We start from the raw sequence: 15,443 nt of genomic DNA on the forward strand, positions 1-15,443 counted from the left end.
GATCAACACGCCCTAATTTCTACTCGATTAAGTTAACTAGAGTGAATCGAACCAATGCACGTAATCCGCCTAGCCCCCTTCCCTTTTCTCTGCTTATCATTGCCGATAACTTTTTGCTCGATTTCTCAATTGCTCAATTGCTCAATTGCTCAATGTTTGCATCAAAAAGATCACAAGAGTTGGGAATAGTGAACGACGAAATCCGATCTTCTTTTAATTGCATTCGAGTACAACTCTACGAATAAATGAACTGTAACGTCGCTTAGATGGCCTTCACTCATTGTTTTAGTATCTTGTAGCACGTTATTTCAATATAGAATTAGAACGCGATACAGCTAAGTTTAGGCGCTAACATTAGATATAGGGACGACGTTTAGTTGAAGTAAGCTGCCGAATATATAGAACTAACCAAAGCTTAAGTTCAAATAGCAGGCACAAAAAAGCCGAGCACTAAGCTCGGCTTTTAAATTCGCTATTTAAGCTATTCACCTATAAGCACTTGGCTTGTAAGTTTCACTTAAAACTAAAGGTTGATTAACCTTCGTTGCGCTCTGGACGACGACCGCGGTTGCCGCCATTGCCTGCTGCGTTGCCATGGCCACGTTCGCCACGGTGGTTACCACGGTGATCGCCACCACGGTTACGGTCGAAACGACGCTCGCCATCACGGCCGCCAGCTGAGTTACCATCACGTGCGCCGTCACGGTTGCCACGGTAGCCACCACGACCGCCATTGCCGCCTTCGCGATTACCGCCTTCACGGTTACCACGGTAGCCGCCGCCATCACGACCGCCACGACCGCCATCACGACCGCCGCCACGACGAGGCTCACGGAAGTCGTTGAAATCAACAACTACAGCGCCAGCTTCTTTTTGACGAATACGAAGTTTGCTTAGCTTACCAGCAGTTTCAGAGTTCATTGCTTTTGGCAGTTGAACGTAAGTAGAACCTTGGTCTAGCTTGATAGCACCGATAGAACCTTTAGTTAGGCCAAGTTCGTTTGCTAGTGCGCCAACGATGTCTTTAACCTGAACGCCTTGCTCACGGCCAACTTGTAGTTGGTACGTATCCCAATCTTGCGTATTGAAGTTACGATCGCCACGACCATTGTCACGGTCTTCACGACGCTCTTTGCGACGGTTCTTATCACGCTCAATAGCAGCGATCATTGGGTCTTCGCCAACGTAGAATAGAGGGCTCTTACCTTGCTGACGCTTAAGAAGCATTGCAGCTAGAGTAGCAGCATCAACTTCTAGAGATTCTTGTAGTGTAGAGATTAAACCTGCGAAGTTTTCTAGAGCTTTGCTCTCTTTCTCAGTTTCAAGCTCAGCACCAAGCTTAGCAACACGTGCAGCAGCAACTTCGTCACGTTGTGGAAGTTGGATTTCTTCCATTTGAGACTTAGTTACACGCTCGATTGTGCGAAGCATACGGATTTGGTTAGTGCGAACTAGTAGGATCGCTTTACCTTTACGTCCAGCACGACCAGTACGGCCAATACGGTGGATGTAAGATTCAACATCGAATGGGATGTCGTAGTTAAATACGTGAGTGATACGTGGAACATCAAGACCACGTGCTACAACGTCAGTTGCAACTAGGATATCGATAACACCTTGTTTGATGTGATCAACAGTGCGCTCACGTAGAGACTGAGGAATATCACCGTGCAGTGCAGCAGCTTTGAAGCCACGTGCAGATAGCCAATCAGCTAGACGCTCAGTGTCTTGACGAGTACGTACGAATACGATTGACGCGTCAGTTTCTTCAGTTTCAAGAAGACGAGACATTGCTTCGTCTTTTTCTACGCCTTTAACAACCCAGTAGTTCTGCGCTACTTTGTCAACTGTGTGGTTAGTACCAGCAACGTCAACTTTAGCCGGGTTACGTAGGTAACGGTCAACAATAGTCTTAACCATTGGAGGCATAGTCGCAGAGAAAAGTACACGTTGTGCAGATTCTGGAGCTTGCTCTAGGATCCAAGTAACGTCATCTACGAAGCCCATTTTTAGCATTTCATCTGCTTCATCAAGAACAAATGTATGTGCTTCATCTAGGTGTAGACGGTCACGAGTTAGTAAGTCTTTAACACGACCTGGAGTACCAACAACAATGTGAGCACCGCGGCTTAGAGCGCGCATTTGGTCAACAATTGAAGCGCCACCGTAGATTTCAAGAACTTTAAGACCTTTGATATCACGGCCTAGGTTTTTGATTTCCGCAGCAACTTGAATCGCTAGCTCACGAGTAGGAGCCATGATGATTGCTTGTGGTTTATGTTGGTTCAGGTTGATTTTGTTAAGTAAAGGCAGAGAGAATGCTGCTGTTTTACCAGTACCAGTCTGTGCTTTACCTAGTGCGTCACGGCCTTCAAGAAGAAGAGGAATAGCTGCTGCTTGGATTGGAGTCGGAGAAACGAAACCCATGCTATCAAGAGCTGAAAGAATGTTTTCGTTTAGGGCTAATTCATTAAATTGAATTACAGATTCGGACATTGGGATCCCACTAAATATAAGTAAACAAAAGGTCCCGGGAGCTCTATCAATTCCAATACTGATCCAATCAGATACTGATTCCATTCAGAGTTACGAAGCAGTAATAAAACACTTCAAGCCATTAGGGACGTCTAAGGGAGGCGGATTATTCCTTAAATGCATAAAAAAAGCCAGAAAAAATTGAAATACATCACATATTTTTCGGTTTCACATCAACACTGGCTATCATATCGTCAAAACTTGATGAATATCTCGTCACAGCACCAAACTTCTAGCAAATTGACCTAGTTAAATAAGAGGGCAATTAATTAACGCTCACTTCGCCTTTAAGTAGTAATCAAGCCTCGCAATGATTATAGTGTGCTCAATTGTCCTCGATAGATAAAAGTCAAAATGTTTCAAGATAATCCTCTACTCGCTCAACTCAAACAGCAAATCCAAGAAACCCTCCCTAAAAAGGAAGGTACGATCAAAGCCACTGAAAAAGGGTTTGGTTTTCTCGAAGTCGATAGCAAAACTAGCTTCTTCATCCCACCGCCGTACATGAAAAAATGTGTGCACGGTGACAAGGTGATTGCCATCATTCGCACAGAGAAAGAGCGCGAAGTTGCAGAGCCAGAGGAGTTGATTGAACAGGGTCTTACTCGCTTTATTGCACGAGTTAAGCTTTTCAAAGGTCGATTGAACGTTGTTCCAGATCACCCGCAACTGAAAAAACTGCAGCTTAAAGCGAAAGCAAAGAAGGGCTTGAACCCTGAAACGCTTAAAGAAGGCGACTGGGTTGTTGCTCATATCGTTCAACACCCGTTAAAAGGTGACAACGGCTTCTTGGCTCAAATCTCTGAGAAAATCACAGACGCTGACGACAAAATCGCGCCTTGGTGGGTAACGCTAGCGCAAAATGACCTACCAAACAGCGAACCTGAAGGCATCGACGACTGGCAGATCAAAGACGACGCTGATCTTGAACGTGTAGACATGACTCACGTCCCTTTTGTGACTATCGATGGCGAAAGCACAAAAGATATGGACGATGCGCTTTACGCTAAGAAGAAAGAGAACGGTGATTTTGAACTGACTATCGCAATTGCTGATCCTACCGCTTACATCTCTCCAGATGATGCAATGGATAAAGTGGCTCGCGAGCGTGGTTTCACTATTTACCTGCCTGGTCGTAACATCCCAATGTTGCCTCGCGATCTAGCTGACAACTTATGTTCACTCATAGAGAACGAAGTTCGCCCGGCACTTTGCTGCACAGTAACGGTATCTAAAGATGGTGTTATCGGTGATGACATTAACTTCTTCGCTGCAAACATCAAATCTCACGCTCGTCTTGCTTACGACCACGTATCAGACTGGCTAGAAACAGGTGCATCAGAGAAATGGCAACCGTCAGAAGAGATTGCTGCGATTGTTTCTGACCTTCACCAATTTGCTCAAGCACGTTCAGCGTGGCGTTCTGCAAATGCGGTTGTGTTCCCAGATCGCCCTGATTACCGCTTTGAACTAAGCGAAGACAACGATGTTGTCGCTATCCACGCGGACATGCGTCGTAGCGCAAACAAGTTGGTTGAAGAGTCGATGATCAGCGCGAACATCTGTGCAGGTCGAGTATTAAAAGAAAGCTTTAACCAAGGTGTCTTTAACTGTCACTCTGGTTTTAAAGCTGAGAAAGTAGCAGACGTTCTGGAGCTGGTTAACCCAGAAGCCGAAACACCGTTCACTGAAGAGCAGATCGTTTCTCTAGAAGGTTTTTCCACTCTGCGTCGTTGGTTAGGTTCTTTAGACAACAGCTACTACGACAACCGTATTCGTAAATTCCAAGCATACAGCGAGATCAGCAATGAACCTGCGCCGCACTACGCAATGGGATTAGACATTTACGCAACTTGGACTTCTCCAATTCGTAAATACGGTGACATGATTAACCACCGCATGCTTAAAGCACACATCCTAGGTAAAGCGCCAATTCAAACACCAGACGAAACCATTGGTGATGAACTTGCCCTGCACCGCCGTCACCACGGTATGGCTGAACGTAACGTTGGCGATTGGTTGTATGCTCGTACTCTAGCGAACGCTCCAGTTGAAGAAACTCGTTTCCAAGCAGAGATTTTCGATATTAACCGCGCAGGTATGCGTGTACGCCTACTTGACAATGGTGCAGCGGCGTTTATCCCTGGCTCTCTCATTCTTGATAATAAAGAGAGAATAGAGTGCAACGGTGATATGGGTACTGTATCTATCGATAAAGAAATGGTATACAAACTGGGAGACGTTTTAGAAGTAGTTCTCTCAGAAGTTAATCAGGAAAACCGTAACTTGGTAGCAAAACCTACACAAGTTTTTGCGGACTTGCCTAGCGAGCCTGAAACGACAAATGAAACCGAAGCCTAATTTCTAATAGGTTTACTTCTAAAGGCGCTAATTATTAGCGCCTTTTTTGTAAATGTCTCATGCTTAAACAATACTTAAAAAAGCAATTAATCTACAACGCCAAAGAAGTTCACTATGCCATCAATCACGGTCACTCAATTCAGAAACTTTATTCCCAGGAAACGCGAACGCTACCCCGCCTCTAAAAACGGTATTTTTATGGTATCGAAAGGAAGCATATCTTTTATGCTGCCCAATGGCACCCAAGCCTCGTTAAAAGCGGGAGATTTCACGCTTTACAATTCTGGTCAGATTAAAGACATCACGGTCGACACTGAAAATGGTGAGTTTAGTGCGATTTGCTTAGATTTTGATTTGGCAATTTTCCAAAAGTTCATAAATCAGTTCAGTGATTTAGAATCCACTCAAACTCCAGATAAGTACATTAAGTTCAATCAAACGGATACCGAAATATGCCAATTGAAAGAGCTCATCATGTCTCTGGCCAATTCATCGACTCAGAATGATTACGCACTCACCCAACTAGGCTTAGGTTTGCTGTCTTTAATGGTTGAGCAGTATCCGGAACTATTAGCGATTATTAGCCGAATTTCTAGATTGACGGTGACACAAAAGGTCATCCATTACATTGAACAGAATATAGAAAATAATATCTCACTCGATACCCTAGCCAGCTATATGGGGATGTCACCAGCCACACTTAAACGCCGTTTATCGGCGGAAGACCTTTCGTTTTCAAACCTCTTAAAGATAAAGCGAATCGCCCACGCAGCCACACAACTAAGAACATCGAACAAATCGATTACTCAAATTGCTTATGAATCCGGGTTTAAAAGTGCGGCGCATTTTAGTACCGCCTTTAAAACCTATCACGGTAAAACACCAAAAGATTTCCGGTCTTTGGTTTCACAATCTTATTAATACCAATCGTAGTAAATCACTGATCACTTACTCACTGTGATTGGTATAACTACGCAATCTTATTGGCATAATTTGAAGTGACATCCATCATTTATAGTGATGCAGATAGTTTTAGTAACATAGATCGTTTTACTGACGCAGATAAGCTTTATTAACGTAGACTGTTTTTAGTGACTCAGATAGGTTGTAATGTGGTGAGTTAAAAAAAAGTTGTTCGTTTTAGGTATCAAGCCCCTCGCAAACATCTCAACAGAATAATCACGACCAGAAGTACGATTTAGGGTCTTTTTCTATTTCAGACAAAATAGCATCAAGATCCTTCGATTGAGGTAAGTAAGGATAAGGCCCCCAATTTACTGAATCGGTTTCTACATCACCTTCTAGCGGCACCATTACCAACCAACATGACAGTGACTCATCAAAACTAACGCAGGCGATCTCATTTGTGTAATCGCTATGAGATGAGTCGAGCAGATAATGAGCCTGAGAAAACAGCACACCACCCTCACACTCTTCATAAAGGGATTTGCCTAGCTCGACAGGTAAACTGCGATTTCGAGATGTACAGAGCTTCTCAGCTCCAATTAAAAGACGATTCAGTTCGATATGAATGACGGACATAACACCCCTTGTAACTTCATAGAAACTTCTAAGTAGTGAATTCCTTTGTTTAGCTTAGGACTCAACCAACATTTTAGCGAACTAGCGCAAACAAAATACCCGTCCTGCTCCCAGAAACGAATCCTGCTTTTGTAAACCTAACTCGCTTTCACTCATCAAGCTAATAGCGACACATTGAGCGGATAGAATTTCACAAAATTGTCATATAACCGACCTATCATAGCCGGCAAATGTTATTAACTAGGAGTTGTTTATGTTACGAGTCGCGCTTGCCTCTCTTTTATCCTTAGCCCTGTCTTCTCACGCTGCTTTTGCACAAGAAACCAATATTTCGGGCTCCACTTCCGTATCACGTGTGATGGATGTATTGGCTGAGGAGTACAACAAGACTCACCCTGATAACTATATTGCGGTTCAAGGCATCGGTTCTACAGCGGGTATTACCATGGTCAATAAAGGTGTCGCTGATATTGGTATGAGCTCACGTTACTTAACTGACCGCGAACAGGGCGAAAAATTGAAGGTATTTCCAATTGCCTTTGACGGCCTAGCCGTCGTGACTAACCGTTCAAACGGTGTAAGCAACGTTACACGTGAACAGCTATTCGATATCTACAAAGGAAAAATCACAAACTGGAAAGCCATAGGTGGTGCGGATCAACCTATCGCAGTTGTAACTCGTGAAGCTTCTTCGGGTTCACGTTACAGCTTCGAGAGCTTACTTGGTTTGACTAAAATCATTAACGACCGTCTAGTGTCTGACATCAACCCAAATAACTTGGTTGTAAACAGCAACAGCATGGTAAAAACGATTGTTAACCATAACCCACATGCGATTGGATTCATCTCTGTTGGCTCTATCGACCGTTCGATCAAAGCAATCACATTTGAAGGAGTTGAGCCGACATCTAAGAACATCGCCAACCACAGTTATGAATTGGCTCGCCCATTCTTATTGCTGCACAAAACTGAATCAGTTTCTGACGAGAGCAAAGATTTCATTAAGTTCGTGAAGTCAAAACAAGGGCAAGATCTTATCGAAGAGTACGGTTACACGCGCATCAAGTAACTATAAACGCATTAAGTAGCTACAAACGCATTAAGTAGCTACAAACGCATTAAGTAGCTACAAACACATTAAGTAACTACACGCGTATCAAGTAAGATAACGACTTTTGTGATGTTGTTAGGATGCTGATGATATCGCCTTGATAGACAAAAACAAAAAGAGAGAGCCTTAAGCTCTCTCTTTTTTTGAATCTATAATCTTCGCTAAAAGCAATTCTACTTATAAAAAAGCTCTAGAAGTGAAGTTGAATCACCGAAACAATCACAGCACCAGGACGACGGATGCCTTCGATCTCTACGCGGATTTCGCGTTCAATCTCTAGGCCTTTCTTAATTGGCGTTACTTTTGTTAGCGTACTTTTAGCGCGAACGTTACTGCCCGATTTTACAGGGTATGGGAAACGTACTTGGTTAAGACCAATGTTTACAACCATCTTCGCCGTTGGGAATTGAGATTTGTCAGGATCAACACTGTCTGTCAGTCGAGGAAGCAGAGACAAAGTCAGAAAACCATGTGCAATGGTTGTTTTGAACGGAGAATCTGTTTCAGCCTTAGAAGGCTCTGTATGAATCCACTGCATATCTTCAGTAACGAGGCCAAACTGGTTGATTCTGTCTTGGCTTACATTGATCCAATCACCAGTATGGATCACTTCACCGATCTGCTGTTCAAGCTCATCAAATACAAGTTGTGCTTCTGGCTTAAGTACGATCTGTGGTTCAACAGGCATCTCTGGCGCATCTTCATTGACAGCAGGTTTGTGGTGATCACGAACCCACGCAAAGAAATGACTATTTTGCGTGCGATTCAGAAAGTCTCCCCAGTAATCTCTAAGAGCTGGAGACATCCATTGCATAAACTCTGAGTGTTGCGAAGACACGCTGTCGCCTCGGTGTTTAAATAAATCAATGACTTTCATAAGAACCTCAATGCACAAAATATTTCAATATAACTTGGTAATTTTGAAACACTTCACACTATTGTGCAAATACTTTCGAGCATACAAGTGTTAGCCAAACACTTATATATCCAACAAAAACAACAACCTAAAAATAAAACACCATTTTATTGGAGAGCTTTAATTGGAGTATTAACTCTACCTTATAATAAACATTTCATTATATAAACAGATTCTTTATTCACAAGTGGAATAAAAAAGGCTTAGCACAATGCTAAGCCTTCGTTTTTACAAGAAATCAATTACCAAGGAGAAACCTTGTAAAGGGCTCATCCTACAAGACACTAACTTCCCTATTCATCGTCCAGTGGAATCAACTTGGTATTGCCACCGTGTGCCTTCTCACGCTTACGTTGCACGAATGCATAGAAGCCAGGGATTAGGAACGTACCCGCTAACAACACACATAGCAGGCCACCAATCAGAGAAATACCCAATGAGTTTTGACTCACGTGACCAGCACCCGCAGCGAAGATAAGCGGGAATATACCTAAAATGAATGACCAAGACGTCATGTTCACAGCACGAAAACGCAGCGTACCGCCCTTCACCGCCGCATCTTCAATCGGTGCGTCTTTCTCTTCACGCTCAACCTTTGCGAATTCAACAATCAAGATTGCGTTCTTCGCGGCCAAAGCTATCAAGAGAACCAAACCAATTTGTGCATAGAGATTCAGCGGTGTGCCTGTCAGGTTCAGCGCCAAGAAAGAACCTAAGGTTGCAACCGGTACCACTAAGATAATCGCTATAGGGATTGTCCAACTCTCGTACTGCGCCACCATGAACAGATAGATGAAGATCAGAGCCAGTGCAAAAGCAAAGATCGCTTGGTTGCCTGCCAATACTTCTTGATAAGCCATGCCTGTCCATTCGTACTGGTAGCCTTGAGGCAGCACGTCAGCTGCGACACGTTCCATTGCAGCAATCGCATCACCGCTTGAGTAACCCGGTGCTGGTTGGCCTTGAATCACCGCACTGCGGTACATGTTGTAACGCCATGCTACGTCTGGTTCAAAGATCTGATCGTAAGTCACCAATGTGCTTAACGGGATCATCTCGCCATTAGACGAACGCACGTGGAATCGTTGTAGGTCATCCATGCTGCTACGGTGTTCACTGTCTGCTTGCATGGTGACACGGAAATTCTTACCAAACATGGTAAAGTCATTCACGTACATTGATCCAAGATTGCCTTGTAGCGTTTGGAATATTTCCGACAGCGGAATACCAAGTTGTTGCGCTTTCTCACGATCAATATCGACATAGTAGTGAGGTACATTAGCGCGGAAGGTACTGAAGGTATGTGAAATCTCAGGCTGTTTGTTTGCCTCAGCAATCACGTCATTCATGACCATCGCTAGATCAGTGCGGCTACGACCTAATGTATCTTCGAGAACAAACTCAAAACCAGACGCAGCACCCATGCCCGGTACAGCTGGAGGTCCCATTGCAAATACAATCGCCTGAGGCAGTTCTGTTGCCGCTCGGCCATTAATACGTTGTGAGATAGCTTGCGCTGAATGTTGACCGTCCAGTGCGTTACGCATGTCCCAATCGTGGAGCTTGATGAACATCGACGCACCATTCGAAGCTGAAGCGCCCGTCATGAATGCATAGCCGTTAACCAGTGTCACACCATCTACGCCCGGCTCTTGCTCAACCATCTCTAGTAACTGCTCTGTCACATCTTCTGTACGAGACAGCGATGCCGCGTCAGGAAGCTGCACGTTAACCAGCAAGATGCCTTTATCTTCTTGAGGTACGAAAGCCGTAGACGTGGTTTTCGCAAAGTAAGTTACCGCTGCTAGTGCCACAACAAAGAAGGTAAACAGCAGAACACCCTTTTTCACAAGGAAGCCTGCAATTTGACCGTATTTGTTGGTTACAGATTCAAGACCACGGTTAAACGCTTGGTACCAACGTGCTGTGTTACCACCGCCCTGCTTAAGAACCAATGAACACAATGCTGGTGACAGCGTTAGAGCGTTAATAGAAGAGATCACAACCGCAATACAGATGGTCAGAGCGAACTGACGATACATAATGCCGGTAATACCTGGCAGCATCGCTACTGGGATGAATACCGCTAACAGAACCAAGGTTGAGGTAACAATTGGCCCCGTAACTTCTTTCATTGCGATAAGCGTTGCTTTTCGCGGTGAAATGGTAGGATCTTTGGCCATCGTAGTATCGACGTTCTCGATAACCAAGATCGCATCATCTACTACGATACCAATCGCCAAAATCAAACCAAACAGGGTTACTGTATTAATGGTAAAGCCGGTCATCTGCATGATCGCAAAAGTACCAATCAAAGATACCGGAATCGCAACCACAGGAATCAAGGTTGCACGGGCACTGCCCAAGAACAAGTACGTTACTGCGATAACCAGCAAAATTGCTTCGATGAGTGTTTTAACTACGCCTTTAATCGACTCAGCAACAAAGAGTGTGGTGTCGTAACTCGCCTCGTAAGCAACGCCTTCAGGGAAATTTTTGCTTAGGTTGTCTAGCATCGCCATGACTGCTTTACCACTTTCCAGCGCATTAGCGTCTGACTGAAGTGACAGCGTTACGATTGAAGCGTCTTGACCACGGTATTTACCGTTACCATCGTAGAACTTTTTACCTAGCTCAACACGTGCAACGTCTTTTAAATAAACCGTTGAACCGTCTTGATTTGCACGAAGCACAACATTTTCAAACTCATCAGCCGTTTCTAATCGGCCTTTTGTTACCAAGTTGAATTGCACTTCTTGCGCGTTGTTATAAGGTGCAGCTCCAATACGGCCAGCTGCGACTTGAGCGTTCTGCTCCGCCAAAGCGCGATTCACATCAGAGGTAGTTATATTGAGGTTAGCCATTTTTTCAGGATCTAACCAAACACGCATCGCGTATTCACCACCACCCAACACGTTAACTTCACTAATGCCCTTCACACGAGCCAATTGGTCTTTAATGTTCAAGTTCACGTAGTTGATAAGGAATTGGTCATTGTACTCTCCGTTCGGCGAGTAGAAGTTCAATACCATCAATAGGTCAGGTGAACGCTTCTTGACCGTTACACCCACCATTCTTACTTCTTGTGGAAGTTTCGATTCGATCTGAGCAACGCGGTTCTGAACGTTGACCTGAGCCATATCAGCATCAGTACCGACATCAAAGGTCACGTTAAGGTTGTATGAACCATCATTAGCACTTTTAGAAGACATGTAGATCATATCTTCTACGCCATTCACCGATGTCTCTATGGGGTCGGCTATCGCCTGTTCCACCACTTCAGCACTCGCACCCGTGTAGAATGCCGACACACTGACCGATGGTGGGCTAATTTTTGGATATTCGGCCACTGGTAAGATAGCGAGAGAGATCGCACCCGCCAGCGTTAATATTATGGATATGACAAGGGCAAACTTAGGCCTTTGAATAAAGAAACGACTCAACATAAATAAGCCCCTTACTCAGCTTGTTCAGCAGTAGGTTGAATGCGAACAGACATACCATTACGCACACGCTGTAAGCCTTGAGTGATAACTGCGTCATCCTTCTCTAGTCCAGAGTGAACAATCACACCACCTTCAACTTGTCTACCCATCTCGATGTTTCTACGCTCAGCGACAGGCGCACTCTCGCCTTCAACCAAAACCATCACAAAGTCACCTTCAAGGTCGGTTTGAACTGCACGACGCGGAATAGTCACAACATCAATAGATTGCTTTTCACGTAGATCAACGCGAACGTGTTGGCCTGGAAGTAATTGCTGGTTCGGGTTATCAGCAATGGCGCGCATCGCGATCGTACCAGTATTGAGGTTGATACGGTTACCCAAGAAATCAAGCTGACCTAGATGTTCGAACGCTTCACCATTCTCAAGCATGATCTGAACTTCAACACCTGCAGAATCGCTGCTGCCGTCGCCTTCGATACGATCCATACCCAGCTCAATACGCTCACGCTCACTGATGCTGAACGATGCATGGATTGGATCTAGGCTAACCAAGGTGGTTAATACACCTGAAGACGGTGAAGCCAGATCACCCGTGCTCACTTTGGTGTCACTGATTCGTCCAGAGAAAGGCGCAATAATTTTGGTATGAGAAAGCTGGACATTGGCTGCATTGAGTTGTGCTTGACTTGCTTCAAGCTGTGCCTGAGAACCCAATAAGTTTGCTGTCAATGCATCAAATTCCGATTGAGAAATACTCCCCTTAGGGAGAAGGTTCTTACCTCGGTTAAAATCAAGCTCGGCTTTTTTAAGGTTCGCGTTCGCTTGAGCAACAGACGCTTTTGCGCTTGCTACTTCAGCTTCAAATGAAGAGGGTTCAATGGAGTACAGTAATTGCCCCTTTTCGACCATTTGACCTTCATTGAAATGACGGCTTTGTAGATAGCCAGAAACCTGCGCTGTGATAGCCGTGTCTTCAACGGCTTCAATACGACCGATGTACGACTTACTTTGCTGGTGAGAAACAACGCTAACATCCTGTACTGCTACGAGAGGTAGAGGCGCTTGCTTGGCATTTTGAGCATCTTGCCCACATCCAGCAAGAATAAGAGAGCTTGCAAGAGCCGTAAGGATCAACTTTTTACGCATAGTTATACCGTCACTTGTTAGTATTTGAACAGTATAAAATTTACGTAACACACCCGTTACTATTGTCCGAGGAATATCAATTATAACGAACCAAAGTGTATCAATATGTTAATTGAAACTAAGTGCTTATAAAGTAATTACAAACGCGTTACAATTTCTAAGTAAATCAACCTCTCAGCTTTTGTTCTCTATGGATATTGTCTAACATCATGTATTGTCGGGCAGATAAGCATTCACATTTAATTGTTAAGGAATTCTCATGATTTCAAAATGGGCTAAACGTTTCTATCAAATGGCGGAATTGGTCGGTTCTTGGAGTAAAGATCCTTCAACTCAAGTCGGCGCCGTCATCACTAAGCACAACCGTATTGTTTCAGTTGGCTTTAATGGCTACCCACATGGCGTGTCTGATAGTGCGGATACTGACGATCGCGAGATGAAATACCTCAAGACACTTCACGCTGAAGAAAATGCAATCTTGTTTGCTAAACGTGATTTAGACAGTTGTGAAGTTTGGGTCACTCACTTCCCTTGTCCGAACTGTGCAGCAAAAATCATCCAAACTGGAATTTCAGCGGTACATTGCCCAGAGCAAAGTGAAGATTTCCTTTCTCGTTGGGGAGATAAGATCAAGATAAGCCAAGATATGTTTGAGCAAGCTGGTGTAGAAGTAGACTGGTTGCCACTCGCTGACCTGGATTAATCTCTAACGCTAGGTCTCAGGTCTAAGTCTAGATCTCAAATACAAAAAAGCCGAGAGTCGATATTATCGCTCTCGGCTTTCTTTTTATTCGGACTTGTTAGCTTCCAGCATCGTATTAGTCACTTGAGGGAAATGCCAACGCGTAAGCTTCCATGAAATCTTTACGAATATCTTGCTCTAAATGAATCGCTTTTTCGGTCGGACAGAAGATCATAAAGTGCACTTCTTGCTCACCTGTCGAACTGCTTGTGATATGGATGTGAGGCTCAGAACCCGGAAGGTCAACACCGGCGTGCTTTTCGATCACACCATTGTAACGACGGGCAACATCGATAAACTCTTCACAATGCTCTTCAATTTTCACGATAAGACCCGGCACCATAGGGTATAGGTTTACAAAGTCTTTCACCGTCACAAAAAAGTTATGATAAACATAGCGCTTCATGAAGTTGAGGTTCTTTACCGGATAAGTGAAGAACATGCTATTAGGCAGCGTGGCAGTCTTGCCAGTGAAGTGATATTGCCCATGATACAAATCGATTTCTTGAATCACAGTCGCCATCAAGTTGTGCTCAATCACCTCACCGCTGATTTTGCCCACTTCAATCCAATCACCAATTCGAAATGAGCGAGAACTCGCACGCTGAATAGAGCCAGTAAAACAGAGAATGATCTCTTTTGAAGCCACGACTATCGCAACCGCAATAGCAGTAACAGACAGCGCAAATTCGCTGATTTCGGATTTCCACAGCACGAATAACGTCACAACAATAATCGCGAATGTGCCGTTTTTGGTACGTGACATCCAGTTACGTTGGTCTTCACTAAGAAAAGCGACATCACCACGGATTCGAGACAAAGTGATTCGTCGGATTATTAATATAATGCAGATGATCAGCACACTAAAAATAAACTTATTAGCGAGTAAGAAATCTATTACTTGACACATCTTTTCCATTATTTATTCCTTTGTATTACAACAATTAAGCTTTATAACGACGATCATTAAAGCGATGAGCTTTACAGCGACTGACTCAATCCAATAAACGCATTATAAAAAAGCACTCAAAAATAGAGCGCTCCTTTTCATGCTTTTATCAGCTATTAGGCCGAGTTGACCTTTCGCGGTTAAATTTTGTTCGAAAGATCAACACGCCCTAGTAAGGCTATCATTTTATCTTGGCAGAAGTAATAAATTGGCCAAAAGTTTCACACCAAATCACAACCGTATTAAATCGATTAAGATCAGTACCTTCTGGGAGGTTAACCATAAATCGGTCGAATGTTTTTACATCTCCGACTCTCAGTAACTCACTCTTGCTGTCATTGAATGCCTGTTCGGTTTCAATAAACTTAGGTGATAGGTAAACCTTATAATCCGGCCCCGGCGCCAATTCACCTTCAAAAGCTATCGCACTTTCAGAGACAGAGACGATGCCCTCTCCCCAATGCAAAAAGTCACTGTCTTGTCGGTCTTTGGTGAACTCACCTGTATAGATCGCCTGCTGACTGATCGCTTCAACAGAACTTGAGGAAGGAGAATCAGGCTCAATCAAGATAGGTAGTGCGTAGACACCAAGCCCAAAACCAAAAGCACCCACGGCTAAGTGGGTGCAAAGTAAAACTAACTTTTTCATCGCGTACTCCCTTATACTTAAAGAGAGTATTAATGAATACTCTC

Annotated in this window: 12 protein-coding genes; 5 read left to right on the forward strand and 7 right to left on the reverse strand. The window is 44.0% G+C overall.

The features are described from left to right. Nucleotides 1–245: hypothetical protein (locus AB4180_RS07820; protein ID WP_206747926.1), on the forward strand; the 245-nt coding region annotated here is incomplete at its 5' end. A 289-nt stretch (nucleotides 246–534) separates the two neighbouring features. Here AB4180_RS07820 and AB4180_RS07825 read toward each other — a convergent pair. Next, the gene (locus tag AB4180_RS07825) at nucleotides 535–2,580 is read right to left on the reverse strand and encodes a DEAD/DEAH box helicase (RefSeq protein ID WP_102250263.1); all 2,046 of its coding nucleotides are present in this window, start codon (nucleotides 2,578–2,580) and stop codon (nucleotides 535–537) included. Between the two features lie 309 nt (nucleotides 2,581–2,889). On the opposite strand from AB4180_RS07825, the gene rnb reads away from it, so the two are divergent. Together rnb and AB4180_RS07835 are read left to right on the forward strand one after the other, a co-directional pair. Next, complete coding sequence (rnb, locus tag AB4180_RS07830) at nucleotides 2,890–4,896, forward strand: exoribonuclease II (protein WP_102250262.1); 2,007 nt, start codon at nucleotides 2,890–2,892, stop codon at nucleotides 4,894–4,896. A gap of 114 nt (nucleotides 4,897–5,010) precedes the next feature. Further along, a complete protein-coding gene (locus tag AB4180_RS07835) occupies nucleotides 5,011–5,817 on the forward strand; it encodes an AraC family transcriptional regulator (protein ID WP_017099793.1) in 807 nt (268 codons plus the stop codon). Nucleotides 5,818–6,075: 258 nt separating this feature from the next. Here AB4180_RS07835 and AB4180_RS07840 read toward each other — a convergent pair whose 3' ends face one another. Further along, the gene (locus tag AB4180_RS07840; RefSeq protein ID WP_012600988.1) at nucleotides 6,076–6,438 is read right to left on the reverse strand and encodes a DUF3024 domain-containing protein; all 363 of its coding nucleotides are present in this window, start codon (nucleotides 6,436–6,438) and stop codon (nucleotides 6,076–6,078) included. A 253-nt stretch (nucleotides 6,439–6,691) separates the two neighbouring features. On the opposite strand from AB4180_RS07840, the gene AB4180_RS07845 reads away from it, so the two are divergent. Beyond that, nucleotides 6,692–7,507 (forward strand): phosphate ABC transporter substrate-binding protein, encoded by an 816-nt coding sequence (locus AB4180_RS07845; protein ID WP_009844791.1) that lies wholly within the window; start codon nucleotides 6,692–6,694, stop codon nucleotides 7,505–7,507. Between the two features lie 232 nt (nucleotides 7,508–7,739). On the opposite strand, the gene AB4180_RS07850 is transcribed toward AB4180_RS07845, so the two are convergent. The 3 genes from AB4180_RS07850 to AB4180_RS07860 all read right to left on the reverse strand — a co-directional run bounded on the left by AB4180_RS07850 (nucleotide 7,740) and on the right by AB4180_RS07860 (nucleotide 13,059). Beyond that, nucleotides 7,740–8,426: a MaoC family dehydratase gene (locus tag AB4180_RS07850; protein ID WP_009844790.1), complete on the reverse strand. Its 687-nt coding sequence runs from the start codon at nucleotides 8,424–8,426 to the stop codon at nucleotides 7,740–7,742. Between the two features lie 332 nt (nucleotides 8,427–8,758). After that, complete coding sequence (locus AB4180_RS07855; protein ID WP_012600990.1) at nucleotides 8,759–11,911, reverse strand: efflux RND transporter permease subunit; 3,153 nt, start codon at nucleotides 11,909–11,911, stop codon at nucleotides 8,759–8,761. 11 nt (nucleotides 11,912–11,922) lie between these two features. Continuing rightward, nucleotides 11,923–13,059, reverse strand: coding sequence for an efflux RND transporter periplasmic adaptor subunit (locus tag AB4180_RS07860; protein WP_029222826.1), 1,137 nt, complete (start codon nucleotides 13,057–13,059; stop codon nucleotides 11,923–11,925). A gap of 259 nt (nucleotides 13,060–13,318) precedes the next feature. Here AB4180_RS07860 and AB4180_RS07865 point away from each other — a divergent pair, with 259 nt between their 5' ends. Further along, nucleotides 13,319–13,762: a dCMP deaminase family protein gene (locus AB4180_RS07865; protein ID WP_004731749.1), complete on the forward strand. Its 444-nt coding sequence runs from the start codon at nucleotides 13,319–13,321 to the stop codon at nucleotides 13,760–13,762. Between the two features lie 115 nt (nucleotides 13,763–13,877). Here AB4180_RS07865 and AB4180_RS07870 read toward each other — a convergent pair whose 3' ends face one another. Together AB4180_RS07870 and AB4180_RS07875 are read right to left on the reverse strand one after the other, a co-directional pair. Then, a complete protein-coding gene (locus AB4180_RS07870; protein ID WP_102250261.1) occupies nucleotides 13,878–14,720 on the reverse strand; it encodes a mechanosensitive ion channel family protein in 843 nt (280 codons plus the stop codon). A gap of 211 nt (nucleotides 14,721–14,931) precedes the next feature. Next, nucleotides 14,932–15,399, reverse strand: a complete 468-nt coding sequence (locus tag AB4180_RS07875; RefSeq protein WP_017098691.1) for a DM13 domain-containing protein — start codon at nucleotides 15,397–15,399, stop codon at nucleotides 14,932–14,934. Nucleotides 15,400–15,443 lie beyond the last annotated feature (44 nt).

The sequence above is a fragment of the Vibrio sp. 10N.286.49.C3 genome, assembly GCF_041469545.1.
In the GTDB taxonomy this organism is placed as follows: domain Bacteria; phylum Pseudomonadota; class Gammaproteobacteria; order Enterobacterales; family Vibrionaceae; genus Vibrio; species Vibrio tasmaniensis_A.